The organism is Bradyrhizobium sp. USDA 4011, from assembly GCF_054063415.1.
This window is the reverse complement of sequence record NZ_JBSSGG010000001.1, coordinates 5,873,902-5,890,730: the sequence shown is the minus strand read 5'-3', so window position 1 is coordinate 5,890,730 and position 16,829 is coordinate 5,873,902. Positions and strand designations below refer to the sequence as shown.

Below are 16,829 nucleotides of genomic sequence, written 5' to 3'. Positions count from 1 at the left end.
ATGGCCGAGCTAGACAAATTGCAGCGCGTCACATCTACACAGCCGCCAAACGTTTCCGAAGCTGATGCTCTCGAGCTGGTCTCGGGGCCGGAGCGAGATTTGCTCTGCGTGCTTTCTTATATCTATCTTTCGTGCGGGCAGAGCGCAAAGAGCCTGGCTCTATTGCGGTTGGTTGCTCACGAACAGTCTCGAGACATCGACCTGCTGCGAATCCTGGCCTACGCTCTCATCTCGGAGCGTCGCGGTGACGAAGCACTGTCGGTATTGGATCGGCTTGACAAACTAGATGACGAACCGTCCTCATCTCTGCCCTTGATGCTGATGCGTAGCCACGCGCTTCGCCACGCCGGCCGCATGACCGAAGCGCAAGCCACCTTCAGGCGCTATGTTTCATTGCGGGCCAACACAGCTGCAGCTAGGCAACAATAAGGCTTTTCATGGCCAACGTTCTACGAACTCTCATCACGCGCGCGCCCGCCCACCCGGATTTGATGGTCGCGCTGATGCTTCTTCTGGCGATCGGAATGATGATCATGCCGATCCCGATCGTCGTGATCGATATGCTGATCGGCTTCAATCTGGGCTTTGCCATATTGCTGCTGATGGTTGCCCTGTATCTCAACACGCCACTCGACTTTTCGTCGCTGCCGGGCGTCATCCTGATCTCCACTGTTTTTCGGCTCGCTCTTACCGTTGCAACGACGCGGCTGATCCTGTCCGAGGGTGACGCCGGCAGCATCATCCATACATTCGGCGATTTCGTCATATCCGGCAACATCGCCGTCGGCATTGTCATATTTCTGATCGTAACCATGGTGCAATTCATGGTTCTGGCCAAGGGCGCCGAACGAGTGGCAGAGGTGTCGGCGCGCTTCACGCTCGATGCGCTCCCGGGCAAGCAGATGGCGATCGACGCGGAGCTGCGCAATGGCCATATCGACCAGCACGAAGCCCGCAGCCGACGCGGCGCGCTGGAGCGGGAAAGCCAGCTTCACGGCGCGATGGACGGCGCCATGAAATTCGTGAAGGGCGACGCCATCGCCGGACTCATAGTCATCTGTATTAATATGCTGGGTGGCATCACGATCGGCTCGCTCTCCAGGGGCATGTCCCTTGAGGAGGCGATGCATCAATATACTATCCTGACAATCGGTGATGCGCTCATTTCGCAGATCCCAGCGCTGCTGCTGTCAATTACAGCCGCAACCATTGTCACTCGTGTCAACGGTCCTTCCAGACTCAATCTCGGCGCCGATATCGTCAACCAGCTTACGGCTAGCACACAAGCGCTCCGGCTGGCCGCCTGCGTCCTGCTTGTGATGGGGCTCGTTCCTGGCTTCCCTTTGCCCCCTTTTGTCATACTGGCCGCACTCTTCTCCGCCGCCAGCTTTGTCAAGGTTGGCGTGCCAGAGAGCAAGATCGCTCCAAAGGCCGGCGTCAATCCCGCCGGTTCGGCTCCCGCTTCCACGCAGGGTCAGAAGCAAACTGTGCCGGCCGAAGCACTTCCGATTACGCTGTTGCTGGCGCCGAACCTGATGAAGGCAATGGATGTGGGGGAACTCGAGCAGTGCGTCGCACGGGTTTCAGCACTGGTCTCAGCTGATCTAGGTATCACAATTCCACGCATTCCCGCCCAAAGCTCCAACCACCTGGCCCGATCGCAATTCAGTGTGGCCGTCGAGGGCGTACCCGTAGAAGAGGGCGCTATTGACCCGACAAAGCTCTTGCTTGACGACGACGTCGCGAACATCGAATTGAGCGGCATCCCGTTCTGGCAGGATCCAGACACGAATCGGATCTGGATCGAACAGGGCCATGCGGCTGCTCTCAAGGCGGCCGGCATAGGGCATCACGGTCCGAGCGAAATCATCGCCTTGCGCGTCCGGTCCACGTTGACGCGCTATGCACAGCGCCTGGTTGGCATTCAGGAGACGCGCCAGTTGCTTGGCCGGATGGAGCAGGAATATGCCGATCTGGTGAAGGAGGTGCTGCGCACAACACCGATCCCTCGGATCGCGGATGTCCTGCGTCGTTTGCTGGACGAGGGCATCCCGATCCGGAACACCCGCTTGGTTCTGGAGGCGCTTGCGGAATGGAGCGAGCGGGAGCAGAACGCCGTGCTGCTCACCGAATATGTGCGTTCTGTTCTGAAGCGGCAGATCTGCCACCGCTATGCCAACGCGCATCGCGTTGTGGCCGCCTTTATCGTCGAGCGCGAGACTGAGGATATCGTGCGGGGTGCCGTGCGTGAAACCGCCGTCGGCCCATACCTCGTTTTGGACGACCGGCAAAGCGAGATGCTGCTTTCCCAATTTCGCCAGATCCATTCGAGCATCGCGCGCAGCCAGAACCAGCCAGTTATTCTGGGTTCGATGGATATCCGGCGTTTCGTTCGCGGCTTTCTCACCCGCAACGGAATCGACCTACCTGTCCTTTCTTATCAGGATCTCGCCGCAGATTTCACGGTCCAACCGATCGGATCCGTGAAGCTGGCAGCTGCCAAGGACAAGAGCCCTTCCCCGGACAGTCTCCTGAGCGCTGCGAGTTGAGACGGCACAGCAGATCATCGTGAGCAGGTTATGAATTCAAATGGGACCAGACGTCGGCGGCGCTTGTGCTTCGTTGGTCCAGGCCCATGGTCGGCTCTGCCTGCGATGCTCACTATTGTGATGCTCACCGGTTGCGCGAGCCCGTCCGATCTTTCACGCCAGCAGTGGTCCACGTCGGACTTGGCAGGCGGCAAAGAGTTTGATCCCGCCATGCACGAGCGCATCTCGCGCGCTCTCGTTCATGCCGATGAGCAGAGTCTGCGCGCGACCCTGGACCAACAACCGGACAACGTCAATGCGGCAATTTCGCTTGCACGCGCCTTGTTGGCGCGCAACTCCTCAGATGAGGCACTTCAGGTACTCAATGAGGTACTGTTGGCAGCCCCCGGCGACCTGCGCGCATTGAATGCAAAGGGCGTCGTGCTCGATCAACAGGGGCGCCACGAGGAGGCGCAAGTGCTATACCGTCAAGGCCTCGCGATCGAGCCCACAAATTCAATGTTGCGCAACAATCTTAAGCTGTCGGCCGCACTTGAAGGCAAGGCGGGTAGCCGAAACTCTAATCAGGAGTTGCAAACTGGCGACCAGTACGCGTTAGCCAGATCGAGATCTCACAGCCAACAGCGGTAAATCGCGGATGCCTACCATGTCGGTCGTCTGACCGACAGACAGCTGGATAATGATCACGTGCAGAGATTACAGGGCACATTTGCTTTCGAACGATGTTGTCGCGAGGAGCCCAACTTTATCGTGTACAATCGCGAGAGACGAGCGCCATCTCCTGGCTGGATGGCGTGCGCCGACACGCGCTCGCCTGGACGGAGCAGGCCTCTACCCTCAATTAGAAGCCAATAGGTTCAAACCGATCTTTCACACGACTGCCTAACCAGGTCATCCAGCCACAATTCCATATCTTGAATTTACCCATTCTCGGGTAGCGGATCTTTGAATCGCCCGGCCACTTCAACGAGGACACGCAGTCGAACAATCAAAATATCTCTCAAGCTCCGCAACTGCACGGTCTTCCCAATCTGCAGCTTGCGCCAGCAATGAGCCCCCTTGGATTGGCCGAAATGCGGCAGCCTGCCGGCACAGGGACGCTATCGCACGATAGCGGCGCACGTTTTCCATAACGGCCAGTCCAGTCATGTGCAAATATTTCCCCTGTGGTCCCAGGCGAGAACTTGCTGCATAACAGTTTTTGATCCGTTAGCGCGGCAAGGACGAAAGGCGTGAATGGTTGGCAGATTCTTGCCGGCTTGACAGCCGATGAACTTTCCCGAGGAGGACATCTTCCATCAAACGCGTCTCGGCGATGCCGGCCAAGGTCGCCGTTGCTCCGCGTTTGCTCGGCAACAAACTCCGCCAGGCAAGAGTATAGATGACGAACAGGATCGAGCGCGCTTCTCGGCTTACACATCAATCAAGCGACCTGTAATGCTAGTTGGCTTCCAATGCGAAGTCACAAGCGGCCAACGCGTTGTCAACCCCTCGACGAGGCCAAGGATTGGGATCGACTCTGACGCAGTTTGACATCCCTTGGTGCCAATCCGAACCTCGGTCCCATGCCACACGACAGGGCTAATTCTGCGCGGTCCAGGCTGACCGATCCCTAGCCCGAACCAGCGACGTCGCTGGAGCTGGGGACACTAAAAGTACCTGTCAGCATGACAGCCCCGAGGAGGCTGCACTCTCAACGTCGGCGCATCATCTTCCCCCTCCAATTGAGAGTCGGGTTTTCGATTTGCAGCCCTGGGCCACAAGCACTTGCTGCCCTTTCGGGTGGCGCTTCGGCCAAGGCAGACGTCTCCGACCTAGAATCAACTCGCCAAAGCATATAGGTGACGGCACCTGTAGTTTGCAGCAGACTGCTGTACGAGCGCTCGATTCACGATGGCACGCTGGAGCGCTCGCACCGCGAATAGGGGCACTCAGATGATCACGCCGGTTCGGCGGCACTGGAGTCCAAAAGAACTATTCAATTCTCTTACGCCAACGATGTTCAACGCTGAGCCGTCGGCTATATGTGCGCGTTGGAACAAATTGTGGCCTGACCTATACACGGAATATGACGCCCGGCACCTGAAACAAGAGTTAGCCGACCGAAACCTCATCGTTAGCGATGAAGCTGCAGCATTCTTCAACGCCTGGGCGATCGACGAGGAGCGCCACACCGATGGCTTCATCCGCACCATTGAACTCGTCGCTAATGGATCCGAAAAGGATCTTCGGGAGAGATTGGACGCTCGGCCGCACGATTTTGGTCCAATCGTTGAGCACCTGAAGGACGAATTCTCCCTCATGGTTATGATTGCATTTGATGAGATGTGCACTTGCCGTGCCTATGCAGCAGAGAAGCCCTTCTATGACACCCTTGGTAACAACACGTTTCATCACTGGCTGAGGGAGTTGATTGCTGACGAGGCGGTTCACTCGATGAACGCCGTCAATGTTATCCGCGCGCGCTACCGCGACCGCATTGGCCAAGTGGACTCAATTCTCGATAATCTAATCCGCGCGACCGAAGGTCTAAGCTATTCCGGCACCTTCGTCCTCGACTACTTCGGCGCAGTGTACTCTAAAGAACTGCTTGCCGACTCTCGCATCGTGACCATGAGAAATATCGCCAGGCCATTCTCTGTGTAGAGCAGAATGTTGACAGCGAGCCTATCGACACTTGAGTCGGCGCCACTTCGCCGCCCTTCCCCGTCGATTTCCGTTGTGCCAGTTGGCTCCAGCTTCTCGTTTGCGTTCGAGCGTTTCGAATTTCGACGATCGCATCGGGAACGCCCGATCTTGTACAGGTCCGCCCTAGCTCGATAGATGCAGTTGTCGTCACGCGCGATGTTGTCGGACCGGCGCACCGGCGATTTTGCGTCGTCGCGGATTTACGAACTGACGAGACGCATTCTAGCGAAAACGCCATCACGCTTCTGGAGATACTAGATCGGGCCACCCCATGTCGAACGAGCTAGATCCGCGACTACTCTCCAGGCAGTGCAGCACCACCTCATTCCTGTTTACATCGATGCTACAAGCTGACGCCGCGTAAGGTTCACGTCCTTCATGCCGATCCAACAATCGGTAGATAGAACGCTATCGCAACGATCATCAGGCTCACGATTGATCCTTCGACGCCCGGCCTTCCGGCTACTCACGAACCTGACGTAAATCACGAGAAGGAGCGATTACTTGCTACTCTCAGCGTGCGCCGACGTCTCAGTCAGACCGCGCAACTCGCTCGATGTTGAAAACGTTGGTCAACCTGATGAGCTCTCGCGTCTAAAATTCAATTACCCTTCTTTCTGCCATGTTCTCACCCAAAGCAGTGACGCGCCGATTGCGCACTTCGCGCGCGGCAAGAGCGAGTGCCTCAGGAGAATTCGATGGTGAAGCCAGTTGTGATTGTGGTGGGTGCAGACAAGGGAGGAGTCGGCAAGACGACCGTATCACGAACGCTGCTGGACTACTTCAGCGTCAACAACGTGCAAACACGCGCCTTCGATACGGAGGTCTCCGCGGGGAACGCTGAAGCGCTTTTATCCCGAGATCACAGAGATCGTCGACATGACGACGACCGCGGACCAGATGAAGATTTTCGATACCCTGAACTCCGGGCTATCTGTCACCGTCATCGACGCTCGCGCCGGATTACTGTCCTCAGCGCTGGCCTCCTTGCGCGACATCGGATTTCTGGATTCGGCTCGGTCCGGCCAGGTTACCTTTGCCGTATTCCACATTCTAGGATCGTCTATCGCTTCGCTCGACGAGATCGAGGAGACCGCCACCTTCATGAGCGGCGCAAAGTACTATCTGGTCAAGAACTTCATCAATGACACTCAGTTCTTCCAGTGGGACCAGTCGACCTATAACTCCTATTTTCACCGCATCAAACAAGCGACCGAGTTGACCATCCCGAAACTGAACGAGATGGCATATGAGCAGGTCGAAGTCGCATCCGTCCCGTTCATAGATTTCGTGGCAAACAAGGGCCGCAACGATGAGCCCGCGAACAACTCTTTCGTGCTACGCGGTTATGTCCGGCACTGGCTGGCAAATGTCTGGAGCGAATTTGATCGCATCAACTTGACGGAATTGACCGGCGCCAAGTCCGCTACGCGGAGTGGCGAGAAGTAGTCGCATATTCTTGCGGGCCAAGAGCAGGCCCATATACGAAACGAGATTGATCTGCTGGCTATGGTAGCGACCCCTATCTACATCATCTGCTCTCCTAGCCCGCAGGTCGGAAAAACCCTCATCGCTCGCGTCCTGAGCGAGTTCTTGCTGCTCAAAGACGGCGCCGCCCTGTCGTTCGATGTCAATCTAAAAGAGCCATCACTGCTCGATTACCTGCCTATGATCACCGAGACCGCGGATGTGACCGACACTTACGGCAAGATGCAGTTGATGGACCCGCTTATCGTCCACGACCGGGTACCCAAGGTGATCGATCTCGGCTTCCATGCCTTCGACGAATTCTTCAAGATGTGCGAGGAAATCGGCTTCATAAAGGAGACGGCGCGCCGCTATGTCGCTCCTATCATTCTCTTCATCGCAGGCGCTGACCGCATTTCCTTGCGCGGCTATGACATACTGCGGCGGCAGATTCCGCCAGCATCGCTGGTCACCGTCCACAATGAATTTGCGCTGCGTGGCGGATTACCTGAAGTCATGGATGGCGAGCGGGTGCTCCGGATTTCCGCGCTACCGCCGTTTCTCAAGAGATATATCGACCGACTTGGCTTTTCCTTTACTGGATATCTGCGGGACGAAAAGGACTGGTCCACCGAGCTGCATCAGTGGATACGACGGAACTACACAATGTTCCGCGATCTAGAATCGAGTTTGTTGCTGCGAAGATCCTATCGATCGCGGGGGACGAACATCGAGAGCCTGCGTTGCACAAAGGCAACTTGAGGCTGAGACTACTCGCCATCCACTCGTTAAGCTTATGAGCAGCCGTTTGACCGGCCGCCAATGGCTTTGGCCATATTGATATGCACTGTGCGAATCCCCGTCTGGATTGGGTGCAATCAAGCGTACTTTTTGTTGAGCTCATCCGCCCCCAATCGCGCGACCGGCAACTGCCCTCTTGGGCTTTGCGGGCGACGAGACGCATCGATGATGCCAGCGGAGGAGCTCATAGCTCGAAGCCGAGCTCCCCGAGCACCCGGTCCATGACCGCGCCTTTGATCTCGCGGGCGATCTCGTTGCGTATCTGGGCGCCGAGCACCCGCTCGGCATCGGCGTCGCCTGTCAACCCATCTTCCGCCAGCCGCCGATCCAAGCGGGCTTGAAACGGCTCGCCCATCGCATCGACGAGCCGTTCCTGCATCTCAGCATAGTCTTCGGGCGCGATGCGCCTTAGCACACTTTCCCATGGCTGCCATCGGGTCGCCAGGAACTGCGCAAATTCGGTCGCTTCCTGGTTCCGCACTGCCGTCTCGGCCCTGGCGACATCGTCCCCGGTAACGTGAGAGACGCTCATAAAGCGCATATCGGGAGCGATGTGCCGCAGCTCCAGCGCATCACGCAATTGGGTTTGGTAGGCAAGGTAGACCTCGATCTCATCGACGTCCGTGTCCGGATCGGTTCGACGAAGCGAGTTGACGGTCTCGCGCGCGATTCGGTCCAGGGCCTCCAAGCGAAACATGACGCGGCCGTGCTGGAGCAGTTCGCCAAGGCGTCCGTCATAGGCGCCGTCCTCGACATCCGCGTTCACACGTGCGCTCTGCATGCCGTTCCAGGTCAAAGTGATGCGATCTTCGCAGCTCGCGCTCGCTCCGGAGGCCAGTTCGAAATACTGCTCGCGTAAATTCGGCCTGATGACTGCCTGCCGCAGATCTTCGACGACCGCGTGCCGGAACGCGTCGTTACCATAGTTCACGGTGCCGCGGAGCCTGTCGAGAAGCGTGCATAATCTAAGGCACCCGGCTCTTCGGCGAAGGCCTGCCAAGCGGTTATTGCTGCCGGCTCGCCCTCGAGCCAGTGCGCGACAACCTCCTGCAGCGACCGCGGCTCAACTTGCACCGCGCCTGCGGTGTTCGAGAAGAAAACCTGCGGACCGGCATAGTCTCCGGCATGCATGGCAGTCGCCAGGCCGGCCAGCACCGCGTCGGACAGAGGATTGTTCTCCAGATCAACACTCGCGTCGCGGCTTAGCTGTGTCAGCATAGTCTCGGGCACGCTGGTTAGCTGGTTGTTGCTGGCGCCAAGCCATAGCAGCTCGGCCGGAAACGTCTCGGGCAGACTGGTCAGCCGATTATGGCTGGCACTAAGCCATTCAAGCCCGGCCGGAAGAGGCTCGGGCAGATCGGTCAGCTGGTTATAGTCGACATTCAGGTGCTCGAGCCCGGCTGGAAGCTCGGGCAGACGCGTCAGCCGATTACCCGAGACGTCCAACTCCTGAAGCGTCGCTGGAAGGCGATCGGGCAGACTGGATAACTGATTGTTGTCGACATTCAGGCGCCGCAATCCAGGCGGCAGCTCTGCGGGCAGGCTGGACAGCCCATTGCTAATGGCATAGAGCCGCCGCAGACCGGGCGGAAGCTCGGGCAGGCCGGTCAGCCGATTATTGTTCGCGTAGAGCCGCTGCAGACTGGCCGGAAGAGTTTCGGGAAGGCTGCTCAGCTGATTGTCGTCGACATTCAGGCGGCGCAAGCCGGCCGGGATCGGGGCCGCCAAATTGGTCAGTGACAGGGACGACAGATCTATTGGCTCATTGAGATCGCCCGTGTCACTCCAGGCCCTCATTCGACTTACCTGCCGATCCTCATGCTGCCCCTGCCCGTCTTCGGCAGCCCAATCCGTCAAGACCTGATCCGGCAAGTCGGCAGACGCCTGCGCTTCCGTCAAGGCTTCGTCCCATTGCGATGAGGCCGGTGACCCTGGTTCGGAGCTTTCCCAATCGGAAGCTTCGGAAGGAGCCCCAGTGCCAAGCTGTTCTGCATTCACAGATGTCGTCTCTTCGGTTGCTAAAGGAAGCAAATGCACCGGGGCGGCGTATCATGAAGCCGGTAGAGCCCCGCTATGGATGCGCTTCATCGGCTGACGAGAGCACATCACGAATCGGTCGCCACGCAGGGCTTGGTGCGATTACTCTGCGCCCGATGGCGACCGAGGACCAATCTCAAGGGGCCTCGCTCGCGGATCGGGTTGATACTGGAATCCATCTCCCCTTTCCTGCCATGCCTGAGCACATCGAGCCGGCCTTGCCAGCAATTCGGGACATTCAGCCTACGAGATATAGCTGTCGACAAGCTGACAGCCTCGAAGCGATGATCAATGCGCCGCCCAACTTTCCTTCGATGTTTCTCGACGCTTAGGCGCAGCGCTCCGCAAAAAGTCCGACGGGAACGAAACAGTTTCCAGCTCGGTAAATTTGGTGTGCGAGCGGCGGTACGCCGGCAGCGTGATGCTGACAGGACGGCGACGCTGCCGCTCCTGTGCGGTCGAGGCTACCCTTCTGGGAGACGTTGTGTTGATCGACGAGCCGAACGCTAGTAGATTTTTGCGCGTAACGCGCTCGCTCTTCACCGATGGCCAAGGCGCACACCCAATCAGCAAAGCCGACCTGAATGATTAGCCTTCAGCTACTAACGACCGCGGACATGATCCTCAAGCTCGACTGGCGCTTTCGCGGCTTGCGGCAAGCAAGCGGTGATTCCGCTCGGGGATCCCTCCCGAGTCGAACAGACACCGCACATCACTGTCGGCATCGAATTTCCTTACATTGCGCTCAGTGTAGCCAACCCTCACCGCGACCAACGAACTCAAGCACCGACTGCGCTTGGTTGATCTCGCGCGACACGCGCTTCAATATCCGTATTGCGACCTCTTCCGTCGCGATCAACCCCGCTCTTTCGCAGGCCAGCCCGAAATGATACATCACCTGTTCGTCGGATGGCGCGATACGATTCTGAAACAAGCTGATCGTCAATGATGAGAGCATATGCTCGACGACGTCGTTTTCAGCCTGACTCACGAATCTACGTCCTTCTGATTAGTCGCTCAATATTGTACAATATGGGCGTCGCCGATAGAGCTATGACACCTCTCATTGTTCCGGGTTGTCGTGCCATGGCATCGCCCCATGAGTATCGAACACCACTAGCTGGCGCTTTCTTTCCTCGATCGCCCCATCTGGTAACATCGCTTCTCCTCTCAGGGCCTACGCGGTCTCAGACGCGAGTTGCAGCTCCCTGACGATCTCGGTCACCCTCCCTTGCCCGGCGGCGTGGTGCGGCCACTTGCTAAAGCCACACAGCAAATTCTCCGCTTCCAGCTTGGTAAAATTAAGGAGCCTGATACCGCGGCCAAGGACCTCATTGACGATCGTGATCGTGGCTTGGCGAGCGGCACTTTCTTGTGGCGATCTGTTGAAGCCGATCAGCAGGCCCCTGAGATCCTGGGTAGTGAAATCCGAGAGCCCCGTCCTCCGATCGGCGCGGCGAAGGACCTCGCCTGCGAGCACGACGGTCACTTGACCGCACGGCAGCTCGTCCGGCCAGTTACTGAAGCCGCTGACTAGGTTCGCAAGTCCCTGCTGTGAGAACTCGCAGAGCTGAGCGGCGCGGCGCAGGACCTCGCGAGCGAGTGCGACCGCGGCTCGGCGAGACGCGGCCTCTTCGGGCCACTTACTGAAACCGTTCACCAGGTTTGACAGCCCCTGCTGAGTCAGATCGGGGAGCTGAGCAGCACGGCAAAATACTTCACCTGCGATCGCGACCGCAGCCTTACGGCAAGTCGCATCTTCAGGCCATTTGCAGAACCCGTTCACCAGGTTCGCCAATCCTTGCTGGGTATAATGCGGAAGCTGGACGGCACGGCGCAGGAGCTCACTTGCGATCGCGACTGTTGCCTGACGAGATGCATTCTCCTCTGGCCATTTGCTGAAGCCATTCACCAAATTCGCCAGATCCTGCTCGCTGAACTCGTGGAACCGCGTCGCACGTCCAAGCACTTCGATTGCAACCGCGACGGTGACTTGACCACAGGGCAACTCCTCAGGCCACTTGCTAAAACCGTTTACAAGGATGGCCAACCCCTGCTGAGCGAAATCGGCGACCCGTGTCAAACGCCATCCGGAACTGCCCCCTTTGCGTCATGAAGAACTGCCCCCACCATCGGGATTATGATCTCGGTTGAAGGTTGGCTCCGCCGCTGACGGGACGGAGGGAGGCGGAGCCGACCGGAGGGCCGTCAGCGGCGGGCGGCTTGATGAGGCCGCTCTTGCGCTTGGCTCGGAGCCGGTAGCTGTCGCCGCGGATCGTCAGCACGTGGCTGTGGTGCAAGAGCCGGTCGAGGATCGCGGTGGCGACCACGGGATCGGCGAACACGGTGCCCCATTCGGCAACACTGCGGTTCGAGGTGATCAGCATGGCGCCAGTTTCATAGCGCCGACTGACCAGTTGGAAGAACAGATGCGCCGCGTCAGGTTCCAGCGGCAGGTAGCCGAGCTCGTCGACGATCAGCAGCTTTGGCTTCGACAGCGCGAGCAGCTTCTCGTCCAGACGCCGTTCGCCATGCGCCTTGGCAAGGCCCGCGACCAGCGTCGTCGCCGTGGTGAACTGCACCGTGTACCCGGCCAGGATCGCCTCTCGCCCCAGCGCGATCGACAAGTGCGTCTTGCCGACTCCGGGCGGCCCGAGCAACAGCACGTTCTCTCCGTTAGCGATCCAACGTGATGCGGCAAGGTCGCGGATCTGCTTGGGATCAATCGAGGGCTGCGCCTCGAAGTCGAAGCCTGCGAGCTCCTTCACGGCCGGGAAGTGTGCAAGCTTCAGCGCCATATCGATGCGGCGATGATCCTTGCGCGCGATCTCACGTTCGCACAGCAAGATCAGCGTCTCACGCGCCGACAGGTTCGCGCGCGCCGCCTCGTCGAGCAAACTATCAAGCTGATCGCGGATGCCGGAGAGCTGCAATCGCGCCAGCATGCCATCAAGGGGATCAGTCGGTGCTTCGGTTGCCTTCTTTGCGCGCGTCATCAGAAGCTTCCCCCGATCACGGCTTCATATTCGGTAAGCGGACGCAACAACGAATGCGGTGGAGACGATCCCGGCACCGCCGCTGCAGTCTCCGGCCGGCGGACCGCGCCATTGCGCCCGGCAACACCGTCGAGATGAACCGGATCGACGATCCGCAGCCGGCGCCCCTTCGATTGCTCGTGAACCGCGACCTGGTGCACGCCATGGCGGATCCGCACCTCGCCGGCCGCGATCGTTACCGCTACGCGCTCGCCAATAAGGCGCCACGGCACCGAGTAGCTGTTCGTATCAATCTCGACGGCGCAATCATTGCCGACGACGCGGGTCAGTTCACGCAAGGATCCGAACGACGGCTGCCCGCCGAGCGGCTTCAACCGATGTATTTCGTCACGCGCGAAGCGGATGATCGGCGCCTCGCCGGTCGTGCCGTGGATACGAACGTTCGCGACCTCACGCTCCCACCTGTCGAGATGCGCCTCGAATGCTTCCCAACTAGGGAAGGAATGACCGGCGATCGCGTTCTTCTTCACGTAGCCGACGCCGTTCTCCGTCTTGCCCTTCGTGCGCGCCCGATATGGCGCGCACGCGCGAGGACGGAAGCCCCAATGTTTTGCGAAGGCTATCAGCTTGTCGTTGAACTGAACCGACCGGCTCACCGCGTCGTGGCGCACGACAAGCGCGCGTGGATTGTCCATCAGCACTTCCTCCGGCACACCGCTGAAGGTCGTGAACGTGCTCTCGAGCCCGGCGAACCAATGCTCCTGCCTCTCGGCCCGGAACGCACGCACATGGAGCCGTCGCGAGTGTCCAAGCGTTGCCACGAACACGAATGCCTTGACTTTCTCCCCTCCGATCTCGACCAGACGCTCCCCGAAGTCGATCTGCAGCTGCCGGCCCGGCGGCGTCTCAAACCGCGTCGTCGCCAGCGCCTCCGCCTTCAGCGCTTGGCGATAGGGCTGCACGGAGCGTTGCAGTGTCCGTCGGCTGACGGCCACGCCTTTCTCGGCCAACAGGTCCTGGCGCACCACGTCGGCATTGCCGCAATGCCGAATGAGCCTCTCGCGCAGCCAGCCCTCAAGGCCGTCGAGACGCTTCGGCCGCTCAGGCGACTTGAACGGCTTCACCCCGCCCGCCGCCACGTAGTCCTTCACCGTGTGATGGCTGCAGCCAAGCTGCCGCGCAATCCGCTTCACGCCCCACCCGCACGCTCTCAGGCGCATCATTGCCGCCACGTCATCCGGCGTCTTCATCACCTGCCCCCGTGGATCATTCCACGGCGAGCCTTCAGTGATTCGTTCCCGCTTCATTCACTCTCTCCTCAGCTATCCGAGGAGGGGGCAATTCCTCGTGACGCTGAGGGGGCAGTTTTCCATGGCGCGCGACAACCCGGCGGGGGCGCCGCAAGATTTCCAGTGCAAGCGTGGTCGCGGCTTGGCGCGAGGCCACCTCTTCTGGCCATTTGCTAAATCCGTTTACCAGGCTCACCAAGCCTTGCTGTCTAAATTCAGAGAGCTGATGGTGGCTGCCCGCTCGGCGGATGACCTCGCCCGCGATTGCAACCGCGGCCTGTCGAAAGTCACTCCCTTCCGGCCACTTGCTGAAGCCGTTTATCAGCCCTGCCAGGCTGAGATTGTTCAATTCTTGAAGCGATCTGCTTTCCTCGCGACAAAATTTGGCTATTCGGACCGCCCCATGGCGACATTCCGCTCTCCTGGCGTGCCTGCCGAATGATGCCGCAAATATGGAAAGCGCCCTGATACCGATCTTCTTCATCAGAGCATGGTCCAGCTGCGACACGCGAGAAGCTATTCTCTCGCAAGTATCCCGACCCGCCTGACCTCCGGCCCTTCGGCTCACCGCATTGCATGTCGTCGCATAGCCCCACGATTTCTCTGCACGGATGCTTTCCTCGAAACTCGGTAGAAATCTGGATTGAAACTCAACGGCTGCTTGTTGCAGAAACACCGGTAGGTCCGCCTTGCACAGTTGCTTGTCGCGCCTGACGACTGCAGTCGAGAATTCAACAATGCCGACAGCGCGATCGATTTCGCTTAACGCCGTCGTGAGACTAGTTTGAACGGACATAAGACCTTCCGAGCTTTCATCGAAGCACCCTGCGGCTATATGCAAGCAGTCATCGTCTCTGGCTGGATATTAATCGTCCACGCTCTTTGCAGCATCTGCCTGCGAGCGCCGGGCTGTTCACTCTGCGCACTTGCCCTGCGCAACCAAAAAACGTGATTGCAGTTGTGGCCAACCACATTTTGCTGCCCGTTTCATCTCATCGTTCCAGCCATATGGCGACACCATTTGCCAGCCCTTGACAATGGCTGGCCCAGCGTTCCCGTGGCGATGGTGCAACTGCCCTTCCTGGCCATCGCCTGAACAAGATTGGCAATCAGCCAGCCATTCCCCCTCATCTCGATTTGCCAATGAGCCGTCGACGCGCGCCCCATCCCGAGCTTTGTCTTGATCCATCGGCAAGTCTACAACCTGTCGCAGCGTGAGATTCAAGCTGTAAATCGACCTCCTGAGGCGCAGGCGGATTGTACAAGGCGGATATCGATTGCAACGATTTGCGGTGGAGTGGCTATTCAGCTCGACACCGCGTCCAGCTACATTTGCCGTCGATAGCTGAGATTCCACCCTTGGCTCATGCGCTTTGTTTGATCGGTTCGCGAGCGCCGTCGGTCGCGCTCAGGCCCGCCCCACCCTTCCCCGCAGGGAGAACATCTCCGCCATGCCATTTCCCATGCTGTGGATGAGGGCCCTCAGGTCGCGCCCAGCCTAGACAATCAACAAAGCCACCGGACGCTTGTAGGTTTTGGTGCCATAAGGACCTTCGCGACATGCGCCATGCTTTACCAGCTCATGCTAAAGCCACCTAATGCCGGACGTGACTTAGCATCTCACCATCCTTGGTATCTGATACGCACAAATAAATTGTAGAGCGCAGGAATTGTGCAAGATACGCCATCACGGCGCAGTGAAAACCCGTGGAACTGCCACGATTTTTCGTTAGACGCGGGCCGCAAGGTGATATCGATTAACAGGAGCCTTGTACCAATCCAACTGCTCGCCACATCTGCGGAGAAACGGGTGGGAAGTCGCAAGTCCTCAGACGGAATTATTCGACATGAATGCGGCGGCACCGGTACTCATGACGATCCGCGTGCGTAATGCTCGAATGGCAAAGTGAACTACATCTGCAATGACTTCGATCGACGATAGATTAAGTGAGATCAGGTGGCTGCGGAACGAGATCTGGCGCTGCCGTCGGTTACTTAAAACGGGCCTATCTGGCGCAGAGCGCAAGGGCATTGAGAAGCACCTGCTCGAACAGCTGTCTGCCTTTGAGCGGCTCTTGTCGACGACGTTTCCTTTGGCCTTGAACCCTAAAGTGAATTCGACCAAGAGCACCACGCCCCCGCCAAGCGGCTCCTCTGAAGCGCCCATCGAAAACGCCGCAATGGCATCAAGCAGTTCCTTCTCGAATTCGATTGGGAGCTAACCTCAGCAGTTTCTCGGCTCGATTCGCACTCTCCAGCCCAACCTAATCCAAAGGCGACGATATCTGGAAGAGCGCGATCGAATGTGCCCAACGCGAGCATTCCGGCCATCTTTTGCCAAGCATAGTCGATCTGGTCACCTGCTGGAAATGCTAGGCTGCCGACAGCAACGCCATATTAATGGACAACACGAATTCCTGAACGATGTGCGGCCTAACGACTTCCGTCGTTGAACCGGATTCGTTCGTCGGACCATTTCCAGCCAGACGGCGGTAACTTCGCGGTTGCCTTGTCCGACGAACGGACTGCAGCGCCGGCATCCGCCGTAGTAGCACATCGAACCTCAGAGCGCACCATGACCTCGTAACACGGGTGATGGCCCAGTCGATCGCCGAATGAGGTCAATCGAAGTCCAGTGCCGCGGTTGGATGAGCTCCGACTCGGTAGCGTGACGCTCCAGCGCGATAGACTTTCGAACAGCAAGCTGGTCAAAGTCCGGCGCCAATCAGCCTGGAACACGGCACCGTGCGTCTACCTCTGTAACCTCTGCTCGGACGGCTCACTCTCGATGAAGGACGATCGGAACTCTATTGAGGCGTCGTTTCGGTCCGCCGTTTCTGTCCGCCGCAGTTGGCATCGCGCGGCGACATTCGACGCCCAAGCTTTTGAAATTGTCCCTAAGACAAAACATGGCTGCGTCTACATCCCTCCGTCCTGTGAAGCGCTCACAGAAGCGCATTACGTCTGGTCTGCACGACGTGAGGACCTCTTCGGCCCGCCGA

The 16,829-nt window shown here is 58.6% G+C and carries 12 protein-coding genes and 2 pseudogenes; 7 read left to right on the top strand and 7 right to left on the bottom strand.

Going from position 1 to position 16,829, the window contains the following annotated elements:
* From sctY to ACVW1C_RS27750, 6 genes and pseudogenes are all read left to right on the top strand, one after another.
* Window positions 1-429: a type III secretion apparatus assembly chaperone SctY gene (sctY, locus tag ACVW1C_RS27775; protein ID WP_456761083.1), complete on the top strand. Its 429-nt coding sequence runs from the start codon at window positions 1-3 to the stop codon at window positions 427-429.
* 8 nt (window positions 430-437) lie between these two features.
* Window positions 438-2,549 (top strand): type III secretion system export apparatus subunit SctV, encoded by a 2,112-nt coding sequence (gene sctV, locus ACVW1C_RS27770; protein WP_456761082.1) that lies wholly within the window; start codon window positions 438-440, stop codon window positions 2,547-2,549.
* A 105-nt stretch (window positions 2,550-2,654) separates the two neighbouring features.
* A complete protein-coding gene (locus ACVW1C_RS27765; RefSeq protein ID WP_456761081.1) occupies window positions 2,655-3,179 on the top strand; it encodes a tetratricopeptide repeat protein in 525 nt (174 codons plus the stop codon).
* A gap of 1,305 nt (window positions 3,180-4,484) precedes the next feature.
* Window positions 4,485-5,195, top strand: coding sequence for a hypothetical protein (locus tag ACVW1C_RS27760; RefSeq protein ID WP_456761080.1), 711 nt, complete (start codon window positions 4,485-4,487; stop codon window positions 5,193-5,195).
* A gap of 740 nt (window positions 5,196-5,935) precedes the next feature.
* Window positions 5,936-6,686 (top strand): annotated as a pseudogene (locus ACVW1C_RS27755) (hypothetical protein).
* 60 nt (window positions 6,687-6,746) lie between these two features.
* Window positions 6,747-7,466, top strand: a complete 720-nt coding sequence (locus ACVW1C_RS27750; RefSeq protein WP_456761079.1) for a hypothetical protein — start codon at window positions 6,747-6,749, stop codon at window positions 7,464-7,466.
* Between the two features lie 223 nt (window positions 7,467-7,689).
* On the opposite strand, the pseudogene ACVW1C_RS27745 reads toward ACVW1C_RS27750, so the two are convergent.
* The 5 genes and pseudogenes from ACVW1C_RS27745 to istA form a co-directional block, all read right to left on the bottom strand.
* Window positions 7,690-9,503: pseudogene (locus tag ACVW1C_RS27745) on the bottom strand (NEL-type E3 ubiquitin ligase domain-containing protein).
* Between the two features lie 784 nt (window positions 9,504-10,287).
* A complete protein-coding gene (locus ACVW1C_RS27740) occupies window positions 10,288-10,533 on the bottom strand; it encodes a hypothetical protein (protein WP_244485016.1) in 246 nt (81 codons plus the stop codon).
* A 186-nt stretch (window positions 10,534-10,719) separates the two neighbouring features.
* Window positions 10,720-11,625 carry a hypothetical protein gene (locus ACVW1C_RS27735; protein ID WP_456761078.1) on the bottom strand — a complete coding sequence of 302 codons (906 nt, stop codon included), beginning with the start codon at window positions 11,623-11,625 and terminating at the stop codon, window positions 10,720-10,722.
* Window positions 11,626-11,680: 55 nt separating this feature from the next.
* A complete protein-coding gene (istB, locus tag ACVW1C_RS27730; protein WP_456761077.1) occupies window positions 11,681-12,538 on the bottom strand; it encodes an IS21-like element helper ATPase IstB in 858 nt (285 codons plus the stop codon).
* The gene (gene istA / locus ACVW1C_RS27725) at window positions 12,538-13,845 is read right to left on the bottom strand and encodes an IS21 family transposase (RefSeq protein WP_456761076.1); all 1,308 of its coding nucleotides are present in this window, start codon (window positions 13,843-13,845) and stop codon (window positions 12,538-12,540) included. Before istA ends, istB begins: the two co-directional genes overlap by 1 nt.
* Before the next feature lie 64 nt (window positions 13,846-13,909).
* Between istA and ACVW1C_RS27720 the strand changes: the two genes are divergently transcribed.
* A complete protein-coding gene (locus ACVW1C_RS27720) occupies window positions 13,910-14,269 on the top strand; it encodes a hypothetical protein (protein ID WP_456761075.1) in 360 nt (119 codons plus the stop codon).
* Window positions 14,270-14,740: 471 nt separating this feature from the next.
* Here ACVW1C_RS27720 and ACVW1C_RS27715 read toward each other — a convergent pair whose 3' ends face one another.
* Window positions 14,741-15,052: a hypothetical protein gene (locus tag ACVW1C_RS27715; RefSeq protein ID WP_456761074.1), complete on the bottom strand. Its 312-nt coding sequence runs from the start codon at window positions 15,050-15,052 to the stop codon at window positions 14,741-14,743.
* A 603-nt stretch (window positions 15,053-15,655) separates the two neighbouring features.
* Window positions 15,656-15,994, bottom strand: a complete 339-nt coding sequence (locus tag ACVW1C_RS27710; protein WP_456728277.1) for a hypothetical protein — start codon at window positions 15,992-15,994, stop codon at window positions 15,656-15,658.
* Window positions 15,995-16,829 lie beyond the last annotated feature (835 nt).